We start from the raw sequence: 21,925 nt of genomic DNA, 5'->3' as shown, positions 1-21,925 counted from the left end.
ACCATGGAGACGACGAATGAAGCTCTATCGATGCGAGCGTTTTGAAGGCATTTCAGGTCTGGCGCTACGCGAGGAACCCGATCCGCCGCCGCCCGGCGCTCGTGAGATCCTTGTGCAGGTCAATGCAAGTTCGCTGAATTTTCGCGAGCTGTTGCTGATGAATGGCGCGTTTCGCGACTGGATGGCGCCCAATTTCATCCCCGCCTCTGACGGGGCGGGTGTCGTGCTTGCGGTTGGCGCGGGCGTTCGGCGCTTCAGGCCGGGCGACCGGGTGATGGCGAACTTCGCGGAAAACTGGCATGGCGGCGCCCGCCCGCAACACGCGGATATGCTGGGCCGCGGCGCGATAGTCGAAGGCATGCTGCGCGAGAGGGCCGTATTGAGCGAAGACGAACTGGTTGGCGTTCCCGATCATCTTTCCGACGTGGAGGCGGCAACGCTGCCCTGTGCCGCCGTCACCGCATGGAACGCGTTGTGCCAGCACGCACCGCTTCTGCCGGGCCAAACCGTCCTCGTGCAAGGTACGGGCGGCGTATCGATCTTCGCGCTGCAGCTTGCGCGTCTCTTCGGCGCACGCGTGATTGCCACTTCGTCGAGCGATGTGAAGCTCAAGCGCCTCGCAGAACTGGGCGCCGACGCCACGATCAACTACCGCGAAACGCCGCAATGGGACGATGCCGTGCTGCGCCTGACCGATGGGCTGGGCGTCGATCTGGTCGTGGAAGTTGGGGGCGCCCAAACGTTCGGCAAGTCCGTTGCCGCCACGCGGGACGGCGGCCGGATCAGCGTCGTGGGGCTGCTGACCGGCGCTCCCTCTCCCGGCGAGGGATTCTTCACACGCGGCCTGTCCATCGCGCCGATCCGCGTTGGCTCCCGTCAGGATTTCGAAGCGATGAATCGCGCGATCGGCCTGCACAAAATGCGGCCGGTAATCGACTCAGTTTATGACTTTGCACACGTACCGGATGCGCTGCGGCACCTCGAAAGCCAGCAGCATTTCGGCAAGATCGTCATTCGCCACCAGCGGGCAGCCACTGCATGATCGATGGGAGCCAGACTATGAAACTGTTTTCACTGGACGGACAGATCGCGCTAGTCACCGGCGCGTCGCGCGGTCTCGGCTTCGCCATGGCGAATGCTTTGGCGTCGGCAGGCGCGACCGTCATTCTTTGCGCGCGATCGCGCGAGAGCCTCGAAACCGCTGCCCAGAAGATCCGTGAGGCGGGCGGCAGCGTCGACCTCGAACCGTTCGATCTCACGGATCAAGACGCGATCAGAAACGGCGTACGCAACGTCCTTGCGCGTCATGGACGCATCGACGTCCTGCTCAACAACGCCGGCATTTGCGAATGGAGCGATTTTCTTCAGTCGAAGGTTGAAATGTGGCAAAGGACGATGGATACCAACGTCACGGCCGCGTATTTGCTCGCGCAGGAAGTCGCTCGTCCCATGATCGAACGCGGGCACGGACGCATCATCAACGTGGGGTCCTACGTTTCGGTACTGGGCCGCGAGAAGCTCCAGGCATACGTAGCGAGCAAGCACGCGGTCGCCGGACTCACGAAATCGCTCGGCGCGGAGCTGGGCCGCCACGGCATCCGTTGCAATGGCATCTGCCCCGGCTATTTCCTCACCGATATGGCAGAGCCCGTTACATCGAATCCGCAAATGAAGGAGATTGTGCGCTCGCATATCTCGGTCGGGCGCTGGGGGAACCCCGAGGAACTCGGCGGCGTAGCCGTGTTTCTCGCCTCCGAGGCCAGCTCCTACATGAATGGCCAGATGCTGATGGTGGACGGCGGCGTCTCGGAGATCCTGAGCTTCTCGATGTCCGTGGTGTAGGCCTGCTCAGCACCGTCCGCCCCGACGTGTCCTGTCTTGCACGCAATGCGTGCCCGCCATCTTCGCAAATGGCGGGCCGCTACATTCGTTCTGCCGGGAGTGCCGCGTAACGCGGCACATGCCACACGGTCACGACCGCAGGGTCACCTCGCCATTGCAGGCTTCGACCTGCGACGAACCCGCCGCCGGGGCTTTCGCCACTGCCTTGCGGGAAATCCCTTGCAACAGGAAATGCGACAGCGCCGGGATCAGGATCAGCGCACCGATCATATTCCACAGGAACATGAACGTAAGCAGGATGCCCATATCGGCCTGAAACTTGATTGGCGAGAACGCCCACGTCACCACCCCCGCGGCCAGCGTCACACCCACCAGCGCCACCACCTTGCCCGTGAACTGAACCGCGTGGCGGTAGGCCACCTTGAGCGGCTGCCCTGTGCGCTGGTACGCAAGCTGCACGCTCAGCAGGTACAGCGCGTAGTCCACGCCGATCCCCACCCCCAGCGCGATCACCGGCAGCGTCGCTACCTTCACGCCAATACCCAGCTTCACCATGAGCGCCTCGCACAGCACCGACGTGATGCCGAGCGGAACGACCGCCACCACCACCGCGCGCCAGCTGCGGAACGTGATGAAGCACAGCAGGATCACCGCCGCGTACACCATGAACAGCATCGTGCGGTTCGCCTTCGCAACAACCACGTTCGTCACCGCGTCAATACCGGCCGAGCCCGCCGCCATCAGGAACTGGTGGTCCGCATCACTGTGCGCCTTCGCGAACTCCTCGGCCACCTCCATCACCCGCGAGAGCGTTGCCGCCTTGTGGTCCGTCAGATACGCAATGACCGGCGCCGTACCGCACGTCTGGCTGATCAGGTCCGGATGGTCCAGCAGGATTTGCCAGACCGTCTTGTTGATGATCGATGGCACACGATCGATCGTGTACCACTTCGGATAGCCCTCGTAGAAGCCCGAGGTCATCCAGCGCGTCAGGCCACCCACCGAGGTCGTCGTCTGCACGCCCGGAACGCCGCGCAGTGCGGTCTCGAGGCGGTCCGCCTCGAGCACGAGCGGGAAGTTGTTCGCGTCGCAGGTGCCGTGCGACGACTTGCCGATCACCACGAACAGATCGCTCGACAGCCCGAAGTGCGCGTTGATGTACGCGTTGTCGAGGTTGTAGCGCGAGTTCGGGCGCAGCTCCGGTGCGCCGCTATCCAGGTCGCCGATCTGCAGGTGCTGGCTGATCGACCAGCCGACTGCCGTGAGCGCCGCCGCGCACACGATCGCGCCCACCGCCCAGCGGCGCTCGGTGAACCGGTCCAGCAGGTTCCAGAGCGCACCCGCGGACGACGTGCCGCGTTCGTCGTTCTGCTCGCCGCGCACGCTGCGACGTGCCGCCGACGGACTCACACCCACATACGAGAGCAGCACCGGCAGCAGCAGCAGATTCGTGAAGACAAGCACGCCCACGCCCACGCTCGCCGTGAAGGCCAGGTCCTTGATCACCGGAATGTCGATCACCATCAGCACGGCGAAGCCGACGACGTCCGCGAGCAGCGCCGTGAGTCCGGCCAGGAAGAGCCGCCGGAACGTATAGCGCGCAGCCACGTAGCGGTGCGTGCCGCGCCCGATGTCCTGCGTGATGCCGTTCATCTTCTGCGCGCCATGCGACACGCCGATCGCGAACACGAGGAACGGCACCAGCACCGAATACGGATCAAGCACATAACCGAGCGTGCTGATGATGCCCAGCTGCCAGACCACGGCGATAAGCGAGCAAGCCACCACCAGCAGCGTGCTGCGATAGCAGCGGGTGTAAAGAAAAATCACGGTGAGCGCAATCGCCGCGGCGATACCGAAGTACATCGCCACCTGCTTCAGACCCGCGATCAGGTCTCCGATCAGCCTGGCGAAGCCCACCACGTGCACGCGCACCTCGCCCCGGCCTTCGGTCTTGATGACCTCGTCGATTTGGTGCGAGAGCTTCGCGTAGTCAAGCGCCTTGCCCGTATCCGCGTAGTGGTCCAGCAGCGGCAGTTGGATCATGCTCGAATGCAGGTCGTTGGATACGAGGCTGCCAACGATATTGGCCCGCGCCACGTTCGTACGCAGCTGTGTGAGCGCCTGAGTCGAACTGTCGAAGCCGTCCGGCATGACGGGACCGCCCGCGAAGCCCTTCTCGGTCACCACGTTCCAGCGCACGATCGGCATCCACAGCGATTTCACACCCGGGCGATCAACGCCTGGAATCAGGAACAGGGCATCGTTGATGCGACGCAGTGCCGCCAGGTATTTCGGATCGTAGATGTCGCCGGAAGGATTCTCGACGACGATACGCAGCGAGTTGCCGAGTCCCTTCAGGTCCGCCTTGTTGGCAAGATAGTTCTTGATGTACGGATGCGAGAGCGGAATCATCTTCTCGAAACTCGCATTGACATCGAGCCGCGTCGCCTGAAACCCGAGCACCGCGGTGATGATCGCGCAGATGATCATCAGCCAGGGACGCCGGTTGAAGATCAGCCGCTCGAGCGCGTTGCCAGAACGCGAATCGAACTGGGCAAGATCGGCCACGACGGGCATCTTGTCGAATCGGGCATTGTTGCCGCCAGCCATGTCTGCTCCCCCTTATTGCGACTTCGCCAATGTGACCCGCGTCAGGCCGGCTGCGCCGGCCAGCACCGCGGTGTCGTCGCGCAGCGCCATGGCGAAGACCCCGCCCGGCTGGCTCGCGCCCAGTGTGTGGAACGTTGCGCCCTGATCGGTGCTCTCGAGCAGCTCGCCGGCCTGCGTGGCCAGCAGCAGACGACCATTCGGGAGCTCGGCTGAGGCGAGGATGCTCGCGCCGGTTGGCAGCGTGATCTTGCTCCAGGTGGCGCCGCCATCGGTGGAGCGGTAAGCGTTGCCGAGCAGGCCGTACACGACCATCGCGTTGCCAGCCGCGGCGAGTCCGAAGAGGCTGCCCTTGGACGGCGAGGACAGCGCAACGAAGCGCTGCTTGTCAGGATCGAGCTTGAGCAGCAGGCCCTGCTCGCCCACGATATAGAGCGTCCCGTTAATACGCCGCATCGCATGCAGGTTCAGGGCGTCACGGTTGTCGACGCGGTCGAACCATGGAACCCAGCTCTTGCCGCCGTCTTCGGTATGGAAAATGATGTTGAACGAACCGATGACCCAGCCCGAGCGCTCGTCGTCGAACCAGACGTCGAGGAAAGGACGACCGCCCTGGTCGGCCACGAAGCGCTGGGCCTCCTCGCGCGAGGCCTTCAGGTCCGGCGAATCGCCCTGCTGCTTCGCGTAATAGTCCGTCATCAGCTTCGCGGCCTGCTCGCCGTCAAGCTGGCGCGTCCAGGTATTGCCGCCATCGATCGTATGGAGCACTTCCCCATCGTGTCCGACCGCCCAGCCCAGCGTCGCGGACTTGAAGGTCACCGCAACAAGATCGGAGCTCACTGGCACGTTCACCTGGCGCCAGTGCGCCGCGTCGTCGTCCGAGACGAGAATGACGCCGCGTGGCCCAACCGCGACCAGTCGCTGCCCGGCCTGGGCAACGGCCATCACGGGTTCGTGTGCAGCGCGTGGGTTGGTGATTGCCGGCGAGTGCATCGGGTCGGCAAACCCCGCATAAACCGCACCGCTCGCGAGGCTTGCCGCCGCCACCATGGCCAGCCAACGAAACGTGGTATTGCGCATTGCGTCTCCTTCACAGTTACTGCCGATCGACTTCGCGAACAGTCCTGCTTTATGTACTTTTGGCGTGCAGTGCCGGGTCGGACCGGCACTGCAAGTTCGCTGCGCTTAGTGCTTTACCGCCTGCTATCGGATACCGCTTGACTGCATGTGCTCCGGCGTAAAGAAGTCATGCGAAAAGCTGCTATTGAAGAAGACGCCTGGCGACTCGGCCGGATGGCTTCCGAAGATATACACACCGCTATTGAAGTCGTAGAACCAGTTGCCCAGCGAATACGGCACTTTGTAATCGTACGTCGAACTCTTGAATTGAGCCGCGAGGATCGGCGTGCCGCTGGCGTCGACGAGCCACGTCTTTACATTGTTGCGCTGCGCCGTACCGACGTAGCGCAGCTCCCAGTCCCACATCGCTTCCTGCCCGTTCCTGGGCACAGGGAACGGTTTACCGCCGAATGCGTCCTCCACGAACAGACCGTTCTTTTCGAGCTTCGCACTCTGCGCATTCTTTTCCGAATTCGCCAGATACCAGTCCGGGTACGAGACGGATCGGTGCGTCGGGTAAACATCCATGCGGTACGTCGGGTAGCGCTTGAACAACTCGACCGAACTGGCACTCAATTTATCCGCATATTGCTGGTAGTTTTGCGCCGTGATCTGCATCGTCGGCTTCTCACCAGCAAAGGGATCCGCCCACCTTCCCGAGTCGGGCTTAAAACCCGCCGGCGCCTGCGTGATTCCGCCCGTGTACGCAGGAATCGCCCCGTCCTTGCTGCCGGCAATTTGCGAGCCGAACGGCGTCATCCCGTTCTCGAGCGCGCCAGCCATCGGCGCCATGCAAACAGCCGCTGCAAATGCCAGCGCCTTCATCAATATCCGGTGCTTCTTCAAAGCCTTCACCATCCCTTTCCTGGATAACTCAAGACCAAAAGCAACAACGCTACTTTCGAGACCCGACACCCGTGTAGAAACTCGTTGCCGAAGCGTCTTGCCTGGCGGGGCCAGGCAGGACGCTACTAATTACCTCATCCCTACATAAGCAGACAATTAGCGCACACCCGCAGACTGCATGCGTTCCGGTGTGTAGTAGTCGGACGGGAAGCTCACGTTGAAGAGAATCCCCGGCGTCTCAGCGGGGTGACTGCCGAAGATGTAAATGCCGCTATTGAAGTCGTAAAACCAGTTGCCGAGTGAATAGGGAACCTTGTAGTCGTAGGCGGGCACCGTCGTCTCGAATCCACCGCGATAGAGCTTGCCCGACTGGTCGTAAGCGTCCATCATCCCGCCACCGCCGTCTTCGTCCAGGAAAAGCATCTTGCGGCTGTAGACGTGGCGCGCACCCGACTTGAGCTTCAGGTCAACGACCCACACACGGTGAAGCTCCCAGCGTACGTGATCCGGATTGACGAAGTGCGGTGTGAGGATCTTGCTCGCTGGCGTTTCGTACTGCTGCTTGTAGTCGTTGTACGGGATGTACATCTCCTTCTTGCCCACGAGCTTGGCGTCCCAGCGATCGATCCGTCCGTAGAACAACTGGATGTCATCCATCGTGATTGCCCCCGAATAGCCGGGGTTCGGCGTATCGTAGGCGAGATCCGGCGCCACCCGCACACGACGCTGCCCCGGGTTGTATTCCCAGGACTGCTGATCATGATCCGCCGTGTCCATGAAGTACCAGAAGAGGGTCGTATCGCCAATCAGGCGCGCCGGTGCCGCGTAGTCGTTGTACACGTAATACCAGTTTGCGAGGCCCGATTTTTTCCGGAATTCATCCTCCTTCTTGATATCGAAGTACGGGTAATAGAGGGAGCTCTTGAATTGCGCCGCAAGGATCGGCGTACCGGTCGAGTCCACCAACCACGTTTTCACGTTATTGCGTTGGATCGTACCGACGTAACGCAACTCCCAGTCCCACAACGCTTCCTGCCCATTCTTCGGCACCGGAAACGGTTTTCCGCCAAATGCTCCGGACAGGTAAAGGCCGTTCTTTTCAAGCTTCGCGGTTTGAGCGTTCTTGTTGGAGTTCTCCAAATACCAGTCCGGATACGAAACGCTGCGGTGAGTCGGATAGATATCCATCCTGTAAGTCGGAAAGCGTTTGAATAATTCAATTGCCGACGCACTTAATTTGTCCGCGTATTGCTCGTAGTTTTGTGCCGTGATCTGGAGAATGGGTTTTTCACCGGGAAACGGATCCGCCCATTTTCCTGAGTCCGGTTTGAATCCGGTGGGAGCCTGCGTGATGCCCCCGGTATAGGCAGGAATGGTCCCGTCCTTGTTTCCTGCGATCTCGGCGCCAAACGGCGTCAGTCCGCTATCGGCGGCTAGCGTGTATGGCGAGGCCCAGATTGCCGCAAGAACCGCAAGCGCCTTAAGAAGCTTTGGGAATCTTTTCACAGCTGTCTCCATTATCAAAACGTCGTCTGATACGTGATGCCTAGCCACGACTTGTCGCTGTACGGCGCGCCGAGAGCGGTTGCGGCGCCCGCCGTCGAATACCCCTTCTTGTTCATGTAATAGGTATAGGTGATATCGACCTCGTGCTTGTTGTAAATCGTGAAGTCGAGCCCGACCACGAACGTATTCTGCCCTTGCGCCTCGGCGGCAGGCGAGATAACGGACGAGTAGCCCTTCAGGTTCAGATTGACGAACAGCGGCATCGTCAGGTCGACCCCAGGGAATACCTGATACCACTGCGGGCTCGCACCGATGCCGAGACCGGCCCAGAAGCGCGTCGAGCAGTTATTGAATGCAGAATTGCCCGATGCCGAACACTGGCCGGTGGTGTCATAGCTGGAATTGGCGAAATTTCCCGCATTCGACTGCACGCTCAGCAACTGATTGAACGAGAATTCCGCCTGCAGGAACATGTTGTCCCACAACGGCGACTTGCCGAACGACTGCGTAACGTTCAAAAGACCATGGAGGGTACGGCCGGTCGGCGCGTCGTTGACCGTCGTCGTGTTGACTGCATTGAGCGGCATGTTCCAGCGGTATGAGACTTCGCCAGCCACGGCGGCATTGCCGATAGCGCTATTGAAGCCCAGACCGATCAGGTTGACGTCGTTGCCGTATTTCGCCGTGACTCCCGGCAGATTGGTGCCCGGGAAGAGTTGCGGCCCAGCGCCAGGTACAAGCACGGCCGCCCAAGGCATCTTCATGGCGAAGTGGCGATACGTCAGTTCGTAGGTGGTTGCCAGCGAATCAACACGCCACTTGCCGTCAAGACCGATATCACCGATCTGACCTTTGGTCGGCGCTACACGCGGAATCGCGAACGTGCCCAGTCCAGGAATCGTCGTGTAGCTGGCCACCGGCGGGCCATAGAGAATCGGATCCGCCCCGCCGAAATACGTGCCGCCTTCTGGCAGGCGATCGTGGTTCCACTCGAAGGTGTATTGCGCCCCGAGGGTGATCGTATCCGTAATGTTCGTCGTCACGTCGGCCTGAGCCGTCGGCAACACGATTTCCTTGAGCGAAGCGCTCGGGCTCTGCGTCAGCTTCATCAGGTCCAGCGGCGCCTGGCCGATCGCCACCGAGTTGGCGCCACCCAGCGTAGCAAACGCCGACTGGCCCCAGGTAACTGCCGTGCGGCCGAGCTTCACGTTGACGGAGTGACCGCCAAGGTCGAACGTGTTGAACACGAACGCATCACGCAGCTCCGCGCTTGGCCCCTGGTAGTACTTCTTGATGTAGCTTGTGTACGCGTTGTCAGGATAGTTCGGCGGAAAAGCAGGATTGCTCGTGTTGTGATTCTTGAACGTTGGGTCGTACCACGCGTCCATACTGATCCGGAAGCCGGACGTATCCTTGTACTTGAAATCGAATTCACTGTAGAGGTTCAGCATCGCCTGGATCGTGCTGAACTTCGGCGTCGACAGATCGCCTTCGTCGTAGGTCGGGCTGTTCGTGTAGAAGTGGTCCGGGTTCTGAAGCCGGATGTCGTAATCCGCACGCACGGTGTTATCCCATTCCATGTCGATGTCCGGGTTCGGCACATCAAAGTGGAATGCGTTGGCGTTCGCGCTCCACAATCCGCACGCCGCGGCGATACAGGTTGCGTGCACGCCAAGGCTGATCGCACTTGGCTTCAGACTCTTCTTTTTCATGCGTCTCCTCTTGTCTTTGTCGAACTGCCGCAGAAACGGCCAAAGCCATTGGACTGCCGCAGACTTTTGGCGATGAAGCGAAACCGCCCTCCCTACCTCGTCCGCATCGCGTCCAGGGGTACTGCCCATCGCATCACCAGAATACGAATGCTGTTCGCAAAGATAAACGCTCAAAACCTGACTGTCAACGCTCGCTCACCCCTATGCGATACATTTTTTCGAACGCCGTTCACAAACCTGGGTAAACGCGAGTTCGATATTTGTCATCGGCTTAACTCGGTACGTACATGCATGCTTGGGCCGACGCGGCACCGCCTGCCTGCGGCGCGCGTTGTGCTAGCGAGGGTTGTCGGCGCTTGCATTTGGGGGTCCGCCTCGCCTGGGCGCATGGGCTACAAAAACTAAGGGGCTTTCGCGCAACAAGCTTGCGGCGGTTCACAAATCGACAAGCAGGCCGGACGCGGCCAGGTACCGCCGCCCCGGTGCGGTGCGCGGTACCCGTCACAGACGACGCGGCGTTAAGTCTTTCGAATCAACGGCGAACGAAGGAAGAATTGCGCGAGCGACCGAAGCGCTTACGCGACTATGCCATTTTCCTTGGCAGTCCTTCCATATATGCCGGCTGTCGACCGCGACTTGCGCACGCCGCTATCCCGTTCCTGCGCTAAAGTGCATTGCTGGTTTTCGGGGAGCAGGAGGGAACACTCGCCAGGCCCCATCGTCATGCCGAAAGAAGAATATCGAAAGGTCCCTCTGGTCCGAGGCAGACGACCGCGCGAGCACACACCTCGTCTGGCTCGAATTTGCGAAGGTACATCGGCTCACGTGCACCGGGGTGGTCGCAGTGGGTGCGAACCATTTTTCGATGAGCGCACGCAAAGAACTTTCTCCAAGCTTCATGCCCTGCTCCTTCAACCGCTCTGTGTGCGCCTCTGACGATCACACCCACGAACGCAAATGGAGGCCCGAACCAGTCTGCCCAGACACCCGTGTTCCTCATCCTCCGGTTGCCGTTGCAGGAGGATCCGTCTGCGGAGCCGAAAATGTGTCTAGTGACTAAATATTAGTAGTCAGCGGACCCATTATCAAGTCCCGACGGTACCAGGGGAAATGCCGACATGGATAAATCTACCCTTTTTTCTAGTAGTATTCGTGATACTGTGGGCTGAGAGCCTCATGTGATCTGGACTTAATTAGTCGTCGGACTATTATTTATTCGTCGCCTGACCAGGAGTATCATCAGATCAAACTCGCCGCCGTGCGACCGGAACCGGAAGACGTACGCATCGGGGCGGGAACAGTTTCCAGTCTTATACGTCTCGCCCTTGCAACGCGTGCGAAGACAGGAAATGCCACGGAGAGCACAACAGATGAAAGACCTGACCATCTCATCGGCAGACCTCGACAAGACGGCAGCGGACGCGCCTCGGCGGCGGGGGAACAGATCTACACGTGTGCCAGCCATCATTGAAGTTGCGATCGAAGTCTTCGCATCGGAAGGCAACGCTGGATTCACGCAACGCCGCATCGCCAGCGACGCAGGAATCCGGCTGAGGACCCTGCAGCACTATTTCAGCACCCGCGAAGAACTATTGCGGGCTACGATCGAGGCATTCACGAATCGCTATTTCGCACACTATCGGGCGATCACGCAGGACAAACACCGGCCACCGGAGACACGGCTGGACATGATCGTCGAAGAGGCATTCTCTGTGCTGACGGCACCCGGCGGCAATCGCGTTAGCGCGTTTGTTCTGGAAACCTGGAGCCTGGCTGAACACGAACCGTATCTCCATGCCCTGATGGCCAAATCCACTGAGGATTTCCAGGTGCTTCTGGCGGATCTGATCGCGGAAATCAACCCAAATTTGGCGTCGACCGAATGTACGCTGCGTGGCGCCCTGCTTCTTTCCCATCTGCAAGGTCTGGTCGTCTTTCTCCGCAGGTCGGAGACGAACACACCGGAACGGGATGCATTCCGCCACGCCATGAAGGTCGTCTGGCGCGCGCTGAGCAAAACATCTCCATGAACCTGAAGGTGCAGGTGCGCGCAGCGTCGATAGCGGCCGGCGCGCACCGCCTTCTGCAGCTGGACGCTCAGCCGGCCACCTTCCACACAAGAGGCAAGTGGTACAGCGTGCCGTTCACACCACCGTGAACACCCGCCTTCTCGCCCGGCTTGATCTGGAAATCGGGAATACGTTTGAGCCATTCCTGAAGAAAAACTTTCAGCTCAACGCGCGCAAGGAACGAGCCGGGACAACGATGCGCACCGTTGCCGAAGGTTGAATGAATCGGCGTGGGCCGCGTGAAATCGACGGTGAGCGGGTCGTCGAACTTTCTCTCGTCGAGGCCATGCAGCGTGGTCGGCATGATGATCATATCGCCCGCCTTCAGTTGCACGCCCTTGTACTCGAAATCGTGGGTGATTCGTCGCCCCTGGTTGACCACCGGGAAGCGGCGCAAAAGCTCGTCAACGGCCTTTTGGGTCAGCTCGGGATTGTCGATGAGCTGCTTGCGATGTACGGGGCTGCCAGCCAGAAAGCTCGCGATAAAGCCCATTACGGACGCAACGGTATCGAGGCCGCCGATCAGCACGAGCCCGCACAGACCGCGAATCTCCTCGTCGGTCAGCGCACGCCCGTCGATCTTCGAATTCACGATCTTGCTGATGAGATCGTCGCCCGGATTCGCGCGCCGTTCGGCGATCTTAACGCCGAGGTACTGGAAGATAGCGCCGAGCGCGCCCAGCTTCTCCCTGGCGTCCACCGGGCGCACCATCTTGTCGGCGAGGCTCAGGAGGTACTCGCGATCCTCGGCAGGCAGCGCCACCATGTTCATGAAAATGCCGATCGGCAGATGCTGCGCGAACCCGGAGACGAATTCCACTTCTCCCTTCGGGTAAAAGTCTTCGATCAACTCGATCGCCATTTCGCGCGCCTTTTCTTCGAGCTTGCTGATCGCCTGCGGCATGAATGCGGGCGCGATCAACGCACGATACGCCGTATGCTGCGGAGGATCAAAGAAGATCGGCGGCAACGGCTGATGCTCGACGAGCGGCACGGTGAGCTGCTTCGACGAGAAGTTCTCGTAGTCCTTGAGGATGTGATAGATGTCGTCGCCGCGTGTTGCGATCCAGTGCCCGCCGTTGCGAGGCGTCCAGAACATGTCGGGAATCCCTTCGGCGTGCAGCTTCTTGAGCGAAAGATGGTAGTCGTCTTCCGCTCCGGGCGGGTGATAGATATCGATATCGAATACCCGTTCCGGCGGAACGTGCGCAGGTACCGGCGCCAGCTCCGGAGTCGCGCCATGATCTGCTGACATAAGTTTGTCTCCTTTCTTCGAATTGACCGCTATGCAGGGCCGAATGAATCTTCCTTGTTACTGTGCGAGCCGCGGTTATAGGAACGCGCCGTATAGCTCGATATGGTGCTCGGTGTTTCCCCACATCATGTCGATGCAGGTGAGGCGCTTCACATACCAACCCACCGCCAGCTCGTCCGTCATGCCCATCCCACCGTGAAGCTGCACCGCCTGCTGCGCGACGAAGCGCGCGCTGCGCCCGATGAGCGCCTTCGCGGCGGTCACAGCGCGATGGGCAGCGACGTCATCGTCTTCTCCGAGCTTGGCGGCCGCAAAATAGACGATCGATTTCGCCTGCTCCACCGCGGTCAAAATATCGGCAGCGCGATGCTGCAGCGCCTGGAACTTGCCGATGGGCGAACCAAACTGCTTGCGCGTGCGCAGATACTCGAAAGTCAGTTCGCTCAGCCGCGACATCGCGCCCACGGCTTCGGCGCACAGCGCGAATATGCCTTGATCGACGGTCCATTCGAGCAACGGGTAACCCTGATCGATCGCGCCGATCACCGCCTGTTGGTCGACTCGCACCCCGTTCAGCACCACTTCCGCGACACGCTGACCGTCCAGTGCGGGAAACCCTTTGACGCCCACACCCTGCGCGCGCGCGTCGACGGCGAAGAGCGTGATGCCGTGCCTGTCCGCCTGCTCGCCTGCGGTACGTGCCGAAACGAGCAGAATGTCCGCGCAGGCGCCATGCAGCACGACGCCCTTGCGGCCGTTGAGGATGTACCCGTCACGCGTTGCTTCGGCCCTCGTCGCTACGTTCCACAAATCGAATCGCGCGCCGGGTTCGAGCGTCGCGAGCGCGGTCTTCAGGCTGCCGTCGGCGATGCCGGCCAGCAGCTCCGCCTTGCGCGCCTCGTGTCCCGCGCGCCCGATGAGCTTCGCGCCAATCACGGCCGACGAAACGAACGGCTCCAGCACGAGTCCCCGGCCGAAGGCTTCCATCACGAGCATGGTCTCGACCGGGCCCGTGCCAAGGCCGCCGTGGTCCTGCGGCACGTTCAGCGCGAGCACGCCCATTTCGGCGAGCGTGGACCAATGCGCATCCGACCAGCCCTGCGACGTGGCGGCGAGACGGCGCCTCGCCTCAAAGTCGTATTCCTTTTCGACGAAGCGACCGACCACGTCGGCCAGCATCTGTTCCTCTTCAACCAGCGTGAAGTCCATGGCGTGTCCTCAGATGCCGAGCGCCTGCTTGGCGATGATGTTTTTCTGCACTTCGGTCGAACCGCCGTAGATCGAAATCTTGCGCCAGTCCAGGTAGTGCGCCGCCAGCGCGTTGAGCAGTTCACCGTTCGCGGTCTCGCCGCGCCAGTCCGCCTCCAGCGCTTCGCTTACGAAAGGCACTGCATAGGGACCTGCGCATTCCATGATCAGCTCGGTGAGTTCCTGCTGGATCTCCGAACCCCGAATCTTCAGCACCGAAGCTTCCGGACCGATGGGACGCCCTGCGGTTTCGGCGGAAACCACGCGCAGAAGCGACCATTCGTGAGCGATCAAATCGATTTCCACCTTGGCGATGCGATCGCGAAAGCGCACGTCCTCGATGAGCGGTTTGCCGTGCTTGCACTCGGTGCTCGCAATCTCCTTGAGACGCCGCATGAAACGCTTGCAGTTGCCAAGTCCGGCAATATTGGTGCGCTCGTGTCCGAGCAGATACTTCGCGATCGACCAGCCGCGATGCTCCTCTCCGACGAGATTGCTCACCGGTACTTCCACGTTGTCGAAGAACACTTCGTTGACATCGTGACCGCCGTCCAGCGTGCGGATCGGTCTGACCGTGATACCGGGCGTCGACATTTCGATCAGCAGGAAAGAGATGCCTTCCTGCGGGCGGCCGCTCCCATCCGTGCGGACGAGACAGAAAATCCAGTTCGCCCATTGCGCGAACGACGTCCAGATCTTTTGGCCGTTGACGACGTAGCAAGCTTGACCGTCACGCTCGATACGCTGCGCGCGCGTCTTGAGCGAGGCCAGATCCGAACCCGCGCCCGGCTCGGAATAACCCTGGCACCACCAGTCCTCCATCGAGATGATGCGCGGCAAGAACCGCTCGCGCTGCGCCTCGGCGCCGAACTTCTGGATCACCGGTCCGACCATCGAAAGGCCGAACGGCATCTGGCGCGGCGCGCCCGCGGTAAAGCATTCCTCGTCGAAAATGTTGCGCTGCGCGGCATTCCAGGCGGCGCCGCCGAATTGCGCGGGCCATGCGGGTGCGCCCCAGCCCTTCCCGGCCAGAATGCGTTGCCAGCGCACATAATCTTCGCGCGGCACATGGCGGAAGTTCAGCACGCGATCACGAATGTCGTCAGGCAAATGCGTCGCTACGAATTCGCGCACCGTGGCGCGAAATTCTTTTTCGGCGGGACTCTCTCTCAGGTCCATTCGTCAGGCTCCAGTCGCTGCCCGGCGAAGCGCGTCGGCGCTGCCAGGCGCGGTTTCAGGCAATTTCCACGATGCCGTTGTTCAGCACCACCACATCGCGTGCGTCGACGCGTGCGCGCAGACGCAGGCGTGTGTCGCTATCCCGCCAGAACTGGAAGCGCACTTCTTCGCCCGGATATACCGGCGAAGTCAGTCGCAAGGCGAGCCGCTTCAGACGCGAAGCATCGTTGCCCGCGAAGGTGCGAATTGCGGCGTAGCCTGCCATGCCATAGGTCGCGAGGCCGTGCAGAATGGGCCGGCTGAACCCTGCCTTCGACGCCACCTCAGGATCCGCGTGCAGTGGATTGGCATCGCCCGAAAGGCGATAGATCAACGCGGCATGGGCACCGGTGGCGAAGACGTATTCCGCATCCGGCGCGCGCTCCGGCACCGACGGAAGCGTTTCGGGCGGCACGTCGCTCACGCCCGACTCCGCGCTGAATCCGCCGTCGCCACGCAGAAACGACACCTGGCGGACTTCGGCGAGTTGTTCGCCGCTCGAAGCGTCGACGATGTCACGCATGAGCTCGACGATCGCGCCCTTTCCCGGACCTTTATCGGAGATGCGGCTCACGCGCGTCTTGCTGACGATGGTCGCGGCAACCGGCATCGGCCGCACGAAACGGACGTCCTGCTCACCGTGCACGAGCTTCAGGTAGTCGATGCCCGTACGCGCGTCGCGCATCCACGATCTCGGCCACGCGAACGCGGCCGCGCAAGTCGGCATTGCCTGCAGGTCCTTTTCGTAGACGTAGCGCAGTTGGCCGGCATCCAGCGGGTCTGCGCCCAAGCCGATGCCCAGCGAGTACAGCATGACGTCGCGCTCGCTGTACGTCTGCGTGACATCTTCGATAGGCCAGTTCTTGACGACTTCGTAGTTCAGCATGAGGGTGTCCTGTGGGTGCTCAGTAGTCCGTGAAGTTCGGCTTGCGCTTCTCGAGAAAGCTCGCCATGCCTTCCTTGTAGTCATCGCACTGGTTGGCGATCGGCATGTCCAGCCCCGCGGACATGACCGCCTCGTGGGGAGTCTGGAAAGGCACGTCCCAGACCTGCTCCTTCATGATGCGCATCGAGCGCGGCGAACAGTACTCAGCCATGTCGCGCGCGTAGGCGTAAGTCTCTTCGACCAGCTTCTCCGCCGGGATCGCACGATTCACGAGTCCCATGCGCTCGGCTTCGCGCCCCTTGATCTTGCGGCCCGAGAGCAGCAAGTCGAGCGCATGCGCCTGGCCCACGTGGCGCGCGAGTATCCACGCCATGCCGTATTCGGCGGTCAAACCGCGGCGCGCGAATGCCGTGGTGATGGTGGCGTCTTCCGATGCGAACCGGATGTCGCAAAAGAGCGCGTGAATCAGGCCGATTCCGACGGTCGAGCCATTGAGCATGGCGATTACCGGCTTCGGAATGGCCGGGTAATACGAACAACGCGTCTGCCAGTCCGCGCGCTTGCGCATGTCGAACGGGCGCGGCAGCTTGGTCATGAGCGCGGCGGGGTCGCCGCCGAAGCTGTGAATATCGCCGCCCGCGCAAAAGGCCTTCCCCGCGCCAGTGAAGACGATGACACGCACGCCGCGGTCCGCGCCCGCCGCCTGCATTGCCTCGTACACCTCCGTCGCCACCTGGTCGTTCCAGGTGTTCATGTGTTCAGGACGGTTGAGCGTGATCGTCGCGATACGGTCCTTTACGTCGTACAGAATGGTCTCGAAGCGCATGAGATCCCCTCGATGTTCAGAATGAACGCGGCAGGTCGAGCACGTGCTCGGCGACGTAGGACAGAATCAGGTTCGTCGAAATCGGCGCCACCTGATAAAGCCGCGTTTCGCGGAACTTGCGTTCGACGTCGTATTCGCAGGCGAAACCGAAGCCGCCATGCGTCTGCAAGCAGGCATTCGCCGCCTTCCACGAAGCCGTGGCGGCGAGATGCTTCGCCATATTCGCTTCCGCGCCGCATGCCTGATGGTTGTCGAACAGCTCGCAGGCTTTGTAGCGCATGAGATCGGCCGCGCGCACGTCGATGTATGCCTCGGCGATCGGAAACTGGATGCCCTGATTCATCCCGATCGGCCGGTCGAAGACGATACGCTCGCTGGCGTATTTCGACGCGCGATCGACGAACCAGTAGCCGTCGCCGATGCACTCGGCCGCGATCAGCGCACGCTCGGCGTTGAGCCCGTCGAGGATGTACTTGAAGCCCTTGCCTTCCTCGCCAATCAGGTTCTCTTCAGGAATCTCCAGATTGTCGAAGAAGAGTTCATTCGTCTCGTGATTGACCATGTTGGGAATCGGCCGCACGGTCAGACCGTTGCCGATAGCGTGATGCAGATCCACGAGGAAGCACGACAGCCCGTCCGACTTCTTCTTCACATCCGACAAGGGCGTGGTGCGCGCGAGCAGAATCATCATGTCCGAGTGCTGCACGCGTGAAATCCACACCTTCTGGCCGTTGACCACATAGCGGCCGTCTTTCTTTACGGCGGTGGTCTTCAGCTTGGTCGTGTCAGTTCCGGTAGTCGGCTCGGTCACGCCCATCGACTGCAGGCGCAGTTCGCCGCTCGCGATCTTCGGCAGATATTTGCGCTTTTGCGCTTCCGAGCCGTTGCGCAGCAGCGTGTTCATGTTGTACATCTGACCGTGGCAGAACCCGGAGTTGCCGCCGTTGCGGTTGATCTCCTCCATGATCACGGACGCCTCGGTCAGCCCGAGGCCAGAACCGCCGTACTCCTGAGGAATCAGCGCCGCCATCCATCCGGCTTTCGTCAACGCGTCGACGAACGCCTCCGGGTAGACGCGCTCGTGATCGATGCGGCGCCAGTACTCATCGGGATATTCCTTCGAGAGGTCACGCAGCGCGTCGCGCAGTTCCTGATATTGATCGGGAGGGGTAATTCGGCTCATGAATGGTTTCCGTATACTTGGCTGGATACGCGGCTCACGCTTGGGCATCGATCAGCCCGCCGGCATTGGCGAGCTGGGTCAGATGATGTTCGGTCGAGCCGAACTGGATATCGATCACGCTCAGGCGTCGCATGTAGTGGCCGATCTTGCACTCCTCGGTCATCCCGATGCCGCCGTGCAGTTGCACGCCTTGCTGGCCGACGAAGCGGCCCGAGCGTCCGATCTGCACTTTCGCGGCGGACAGGCTGCGATCGCGCTCCCCCGCATCGGGTTCCTCGCTCATCATGGTCGCTAAGAGCGCCATGCTGCGCGCCTGCTCCACCATGACCAGCATGTCGACCGCCCGATGCTGGAGCGCCTGAAACGACCCGATGGGCACGCCGAACTGCTTGCGAACCTTGAGATATTCGACGGTTTCTTCGTGCGCGGCTGCCATCGCGCCAACGGCTTCCGCGCTCACCGCAGCGATTGCGTGCGCAACGATCGTCTCGATGAGCGGTAACGCGGCACCCGCCACGCCCAGCACGTCGCTATCCGGAACGCGTACGCCCGAGAAGTCGATGTCTGCCGCACGCAGCCGGTCTTGCGTCGGATATGCGCGGCGAGCCACGCCCGCCGCATCGCTCCTGACCACGAACAGGCCGATGCCGTCACGCTCGCGCCTGCCGCCTGCCACACGCGCGGACACCACGAGAAGATCGGCGCTGCCGCCGTGCAGCACCACGCGCTTGGCGCCGTCGATTACCCATGCGTCGCCTTCGCGCCGCGCAGTGGTCGCCACGTCTGCCAGGTCGTACCGCGACTGCGCTTCGCTGTGCGCGAACGCCATCAGCAGTTCGCCCTGTGCAATCTGCGGCAGAATCGCCGCGCATTGCGCCGCGTTGCCGCCAAGGCGCACGAAGCTGCCGCCCAGCACGACCGTTGCGAGGTACGGCTCGACCGCGAGAGCGCGGCCCAGCGCCTCCATGACGATCATCGTTTCGACCGGACCGCAGTTGCTGCCGCCGTATTCCTCGTCGAACGAAAGACCGAGCAGCCCCATATCGGCATAGCGCGCCCATTGCGCGCGGCTGAAGCCATCCGGCTGCGCGAGGTACTTCGCGCGTTGCTCGAAACCGTACTCGTCCTTCACGAGCCGCTCGACGCTATCCTTGAGCATGCGTTGCTCATCGGTGAAATCAAAGTCCATAGCCCATGCTTCTCCGCTGTTCGACCGTCGCTCAAAGTCCCAATACCGACTTGGCGAGAATGTTCTTCTGAATCTCGTTGGAACCACCCACAATCGAAACGTGACGCGCAAAGTAGTGGTTCGGCGCGATCGTAAGCGCCCATTCGGGCTCGCGAACGGCGTCGCCAAGACCGCGCAGGAAGTCGATATCGAGCGGCAACGCATCCGGGCCAGCGACTTCCAGCAGCAGTTCGGCGGAAAGTTGCTGGAGTTCCGAGCCCTTGATCTTGAGGATCGAGGTCTTGGGGTCCGGCACATGGCTCTCGTGCGCGCTGCTTTCGGCGATCACGCGCATCTGCGTCATTTCCAGCGCCTTCAACTCCACTTCCACGGCCGCAACGCGCTCCCTAAAGCGCGTGTCGTCCCACAGCACCCCATCACCGCAGGGCACGCGCTTCGCGAGGTCCTTTGCGTGCCGCACCCGCATCTTCGAAACACCTACACGCGCAATGCCGCTGCGCTCGTTGCCGAGCAGATACTTCGCGTAGTCCCAGCCCTTGTTTTCCTCGCCAATGCGATTCGCAACCGGCACGCGCACGTTGTCGAAGAACACCTCGTTGGTTTCGTGGTGCCCGTCGATCGTGATGATCGGGCGCACCGTCAGGCCCGGCGTCTTCATGTCGATCAGCAGGTAGGTAATACCCTGTTGCTTCTTCCCGCTCGAATCCGTGCGCACGAGACAGAACATCCAGTCCGCGTGATGCGCCGTCGAGGTCCAGAGCTTCTGCCCATTGATGACATAGTGATCGCCGTCGCGAACCGCCTGGGCTCGCAGCGCGGCCAGATCCGAACCCGCGCCGGGCTCGGAAAAACCTTGGCAAAACCAGTATTCGAGGCTCGCGATGCGGGGCAGGAAGTGACGCTTCTGCTCTTCGCTGCCGAACGCGATCAACACCGGGCCGATCATGTTCACGTTGAACGACAGTGTTTCGGGCGCAGGCGCCATGTGCAGCTCTTCCTTGAAGATGTATTGCTGCACGGCGCTCCAGCCGGTCCCGCCCCACGCCTTGTCCCACGCGGGCGTCGCCCAGCCGCGCTCGTAGAGAATGCGCTGCCAGCGGCGCAGGTCGGCCGCCGAATAACGCTGTCCCCGGGTGGCCTTGCGTCGAATGTCGGCGGGCAGCGCTTCCTTGAAGAAGGCTCTCACCTCATTGCGGAACGCCAGCTCCTCGTCGGTATATCGCAGATCCATGAGTGTCTCGTTTCGTTTTTTGGGTCGCCTGCCGTGTGCGGCTCAGGCCAGCGTTCCCGCTTCTTTCAGCTTGCCAATGTGGCCTGGTTCGAGCCACGCGGCGAGCGCGGCGTCGACCGTCGCCGCCTCGGGGGCTTCGGGCGCCGTCGGTTTCGCGGGCTCAGTGGCGGAAAAGCGCGGCGCAGGAGCAGGCTGCACGATGCCGTCGACTTCGATGAACGTGCCGCGTGCCTTTAGATGCGCATGCTCCGGCGCCTCCGTCCACGACAGCACCGGCGCGAAGCACGCGTCCGAATGCTCGAGTAACGCGGTCCATTGCTCGCGCGTGCGGCTCTTGAACTTCAACGCGAACAACGCGCGCACAGCGGGCCAATTGCTTTCGTCGAGTTGGGCGCCGAGCGTTCGCGGGTCGATATCGAGCAGGCGCAGCAGTTCCAGATAGAACTTGTCCTCGATGGGACCGATGGTGATCCACTTGCCGTCCGCGCATTCGTATACGTCGTAGAAGTGTGATCCGGAGTCCGTGATATTCGTCCCGCGCCCGTCACGCCAGATACCGGCTGCCTGCATGCCGAAGAACGTGGTGGCAAGGTTGGCCGTACCGTCGACGATCGCTGCATCCACGACCTGGCCTGAGCCGCCGTTACGCGCATGCAGGATCGCCGAGAGCAGCCCCATCGCGAGGTACAGCGAACCGCCCGCATAGTCGCCGATCAGGTTCAACGGTATCGACGGCGGCTGATCGCGGCGGCCGATCGCGTTGAGCACACCGGTGATCGCGATGTAGTTCAGGTCATGCCCCGCGTACTGCGCGAGCGGGCCGTCTTGCCCCCATCCCGTGATGCGCCCATAGGCGAGCTTTGGATTGCGTTCGAGGCAAACCTGCGGACCGAGTCCAAGACGTTCCGTCACGCCGGGGCGGAAGCCTTCGATCAACGCGTCGGCGCGCTCCACAAGAGAAAGAACGAGTTCTACGGCCTCCGCGTCTTTCAGGTCGAGCGCGATCGTCTTCCGGTTGCGCAGCAACAGGTTGTAGCGCAGCGGGCGCTCGATACCGAGCTTGACCGGCTGGCGGCGCTCGATGCGCAACACCGTCGCGCCCAGGTCGGCTAGCAGCATCGCGGCCATGGGGCCTGGCCCGATGCCGGCCAATTCGATGATTTGGACTCCTGCGAGCGGACCCAT

At 61.6% G+C, this 21,925-nt stretch carries 17 protein-coding genes; 3 read left to right on the top strand and 14 right to left on the bottom strand.

Annotated elements, in window-relative coordinates:
- The first annotated feature begins 16 nt into the window (after positions 1–16).
- Together M3I53_RS21790 and M3I53_RS21785 are read left to right on the top strand one after the other, a co-directional pair.
- Positions 17–1,042: an NAD(P)-dependent alcohol dehydrogenase gene (locus M3I53_RS21790; RefSeq protein WP_254317922.1), complete on the top strand. Its 1,026-nt coding sequence runs from the start codon at positions 17–19 to the stop codon at positions 1,040–1,042.
- A 17-nt stretch (positions 1,043–1,059) separates the two neighbouring features.
- Complete coding sequence (locus tag M3I53_RS21785) at positions 1,060–1,842, top strand: SDR family oxidoreductase (RefSeq protein ID WP_254317921.1); 783 nt, start codon at positions 1,060–1,062, stop codon at positions 1,840–1,842.
- Positions 1,843–1,971: 129 nt separating this feature from the next.
- On the opposite strand, the gene M3I53_RS21780 is transcribed toward M3I53_RS21785, so the two are convergent.
- The 5 genes from M3I53_RS21780 to M3I53_RS21760 all read right to left on the bottom strand — a co-directional run bounded on the left by M3I53_RS21780 (position 1,972) and on the right by M3I53_RS21760 (position 9,635).
- Positions 1,972–4,455, bottom strand: coding sequence for an RND family transporter (locus M3I53_RS21780; protein WP_254317920.1), 2,484 nt, complete (start codon positions 4,453–4,455; stop codon positions 1,972–1,974).
- Between the two features lie 12 nt (positions 4,456–4,467).
- The gene (locus tag M3I53_RS21775) at positions 4,468–5,532 is read right to left on the bottom strand and encodes a YCF48-related protein (RefSeq protein ID WP_254317919.1); all 1,065 of its coding nucleotides are present in this window, start codon (positions 5,530–5,532) and stop codon (positions 4,468–4,470) included.
- Between the two features lie 123 nt (positions 5,533–5,655).
- A complete protein-coding gene (locus tag M3I53_RS21770) occupies positions 5,656–6,429 on the bottom strand; it encodes a DUF1329 domain-containing protein (protein WP_254317918.1) in 774 nt (257 codons plus the stop codon).
- Between the two features lie 144 nt (positions 6,430–6,573).
- Positions 6,574–7,935, bottom strand: a complete 1,362-nt coding sequence (locus tag M3I53_RS21765; protein ID WP_302057781.1) for a DUF1329 domain-containing protein — start codon at positions 7,933–7,935, stop codon at positions 6,574–6,576.
- 2 nt (positions 7,936–7,937) lie between these two features.
- Positions 7,938–9,635 (bottom strand): DUF1302 domain-containing protein, encoded by a 1,698-nt coding sequence (locus M3I53_RS21760; protein ID WP_254317916.1) that lies wholly within the window; start codon positions 9,633–9,635, stop codon positions 7,938–7,940.
- Between the two features lie 1,370 nt (positions 9,636–11,005).
- On the opposite strand from M3I53_RS21760, the gene M3I53_RS21755 reads away from it, so the two are divergent.
- Complete coding sequence (locus M3I53_RS21755) at positions 11,006–11,665, top strand: TetR/AcrR family transcriptional regulator (protein ID WP_254317915.1); 660 nt, start codon at positions 11,006–11,008, stop codon at positions 11,663–11,665.
- 67 nt (positions 11,666–11,732) lie between these two features.
- Here M3I53_RS21755 and M3I53_RS21750 read toward each other — a convergent pair whose 3' ends face one another.
- The 9 genes from M3I53_RS21750 to M3I53_RS21710 form a co-directional block, all read right to left on the bottom strand.
- A complete protein-coding gene (locus tag M3I53_RS21750; protein WP_254317914.1) occupies positions 11,733–12,959 on the bottom strand; it encodes a cytochrome P450 in 1,227 nt (408 codons plus the stop codon).
- A 75-nt stretch (positions 12,960–13,034) separates the two neighbouring features.
- On the bottom strand, positions 13,035–14,168 hold the full coding sequence (locus M3I53_RS21745; RefSeq protein WP_254317913.1) for an acyl-CoA dehydrogenase family protein: 1,134 nt from the start codon (positions 14,166–14,168) through the stop codon (positions 13,035–13,037).
- 9 nt (positions 14,169–14,177) lie between these two features.
- Positions 14,178–15,386: an acyl-CoA dehydrogenase family protein gene (locus M3I53_RS21740; protein WP_254317912.1), complete on the bottom strand. Its 1,209-nt coding sequence runs from the start codon at positions 15,384–15,386 to the stop codon at positions 14,178–14,180.
- A gap of 55 nt (positions 15,387–15,441) precedes the next feature.
- Complete coding sequence (locus M3I53_RS21735) at positions 15,442–16,311, bottom strand: MaoC/PaaZ C-terminal domain-containing protein (protein ID WP_254317911.1); 870 nt, start codon at positions 16,309–16,311, stop codon at positions 15,442–15,444.
- 19 nt (positions 16,312–16,330) lie between these two features.
- Entirely contained in the window at positions 16,331–17,137 is an 807-nt protein-coding gene (locus tag M3I53_RS21730; protein WP_254317910.1) for an enoyl-CoA hydratase, read from the bottom strand.
- A gap of 16 nt (positions 17,138–17,153) precedes the next feature.
- Positions 17,154–18,320 carry an acyl-CoA dehydrogenase family protein gene (locus M3I53_RS21725; protein ID WP_254317909.1) on the bottom strand — a complete coding sequence of 389 codons (1,167 nt, stop codon included), beginning with the start codon at positions 18,318–18,320 and terminating at the stop codon, positions 17,154–17,156.
- Between the two features lie 34 nt (positions 18,321–18,354).
- Positions 18,355–19,509 carry an acyl-CoA dehydrogenase family protein gene (locus M3I53_RS21720; RefSeq protein ID WP_302057780.1) on the bottom strand — a complete coding sequence of 385 codons (1,155 nt, stop codon included), beginning with the start codon at positions 19,507–19,509 and terminating at the stop codon, positions 18,355–18,357.
- Between the two features lie 31 nt (positions 19,510–19,540).
- A complete protein-coding gene (locus M3I53_RS21715; RefSeq protein WP_254317907.1) occupies positions 19,541–20,740 on the bottom strand; it encodes an acyl-CoA dehydrogenase family protein in 1,200 nt (399 codons plus the stop codon).
- 42 nt (positions 20,741–20,782) lie between these two features.
- Positions 20,783–21,925 carry a CaiB/BaiF CoA-transferase family protein gene (locus M3I53_RS21710; protein WP_254317906.1) on the bottom strand — a complete coding sequence of 381 codons (1,143 nt, stop codon included), beginning with the start codon at positions 21,923–21,925 and terminating at the stop codon, positions 20,783–20,785.

Origin of the sequence: Paraburkholderia sp. CNPSo 3272 (genome assembly GCF_024206495.1) — a bacterium.
Classification (GTDB): Bacteria; Pseudomonadota; Gammaproteobacteria; order Burkholderiales; family Burkholderiaceae; genus Paraburkholderia.
Note: the sequence above shows the minus strand (reverse complement) of the source record. Positions and strands in the feature narration are given on the sequence as shown.

Bases quoted from the DNA above. Each gene is read 5' to 3' on its own strand.
- M3I53_RS21730 (WP_254317910.1), bottom strand. From the start codon at position 17,137: ATGCGCTTCGAGACCATTCTGTACGACGTAAAGGACCGTATCGCGACG.
- M3I53_RS21790 (WP_254317922.1), top strand. From the start codon at position 17: ATGAAGCTCTATCGATGCGAGCGTTTTGAAGGCATTTCAGGTCTGGCG.
- M3I53_RS21750 (WP_254317914.1), bottom strand. From the start codon at position 12,959: ATGTCAGCAGATCATGGCGCGACTCCGGAGCTGGCGCCGGTACCTGCG.
- M3I53_RS21760 (WP_254317916.1), bottom strand. From the start codon at position 9,635: ATGAAAAAGAAGAGTCTGAAGCCAAGTGCGATCAGCCTTGGCGTGCAC.
- M3I53_RS21745 (WP_254317913.1), bottom strand. From the start codon at position 14,168: ATGGACTTCACGCTGGTTGAAGAGGAACAGATGCTGGCCGACGTGGTC.
- M3I53_RS21720 (WP_302057780.1), bottom strand. From the start codon at position 19,509: ATGGACTTTGATTTCACCGATGAGCAACGCATGCTCAAGGATAGCGTC.
- M3I53_RS21735 (WP_254317911.1), bottom strand. From the start codon at position 16,311: ATGCTGAACTACGAAGTCGTCAAGAACTGGCCTATCGAAGATGTCACG.
- M3I53_RS21780 (WP_254317920.1), bottom strand. From the start codon at position 4,455: ATGGCTGGCGGCAACAATGCCCGATTCGACAAGATGCCCGTCGTGGCC.
- M3I53_RS21770 (WP_254317918.1), bottom strand. From the start codon at position 6,429: ATGGTGAAGGCTTTGAAGAAGCACCGGATATTGATGAAGGCGCTGGCA.
- M3I53_RS21765 (WP_302057781.1), bottom strand. From the start codon at position 7,935: ATGGAGACAGCTGTGAAAAGATTCCCAAAGCTTCTTAAGGCGCTTGCG.
- M3I53_RS21755 (WP_254317915.1), top strand. From the start codon at position 11,006: ATGAAAGACCTGACCATCTCATCGGCAGACCTCGACAAGACGGCAGCG.
- M3I53_RS21710 (WP_254317906.1), bottom strand. From the start codon at position 21,925: ATGGGTCCGCTCGCAGGAGTCCAAATCATCGAATTGGCCGGCATCGGG.
- M3I53_RS21775 (WP_254317919.1), bottom strand. From the start codon at position 5,532: ATGCGCAATACCACGTTTCGTTGGCTGGCCATGGTGGCGGCGGCAAGC.
- M3I53_RS21725 (WP_254317909.1), bottom strand. From the start codon at position 18,320: ATGAGCCGAATTACCCCTCCCGATCAATATCAGGAACTGCGCGACGCG.
- M3I53_RS21785 (WP_254317921.1), top strand. From the start codon at position 1,060: ATGAAACTGTTTTCACTGGACGGACAGATCGCGCTAGTCACCGGCGCG.
- M3I53_RS21740 (WP_254317912.1), bottom strand. From the start codon at position 15,386: ATGGACCTGAGAGAGAGTCCCGCCGAAAAAGAATTTCGCGCCACGGTG.
- M3I53_RS21715 (WP_254317907.1), bottom strand. From the start codon at position 20,740: ATGGATCTGCGATATACCGACGAGGAGCTGGCGTTCCGCAATGAGGTG.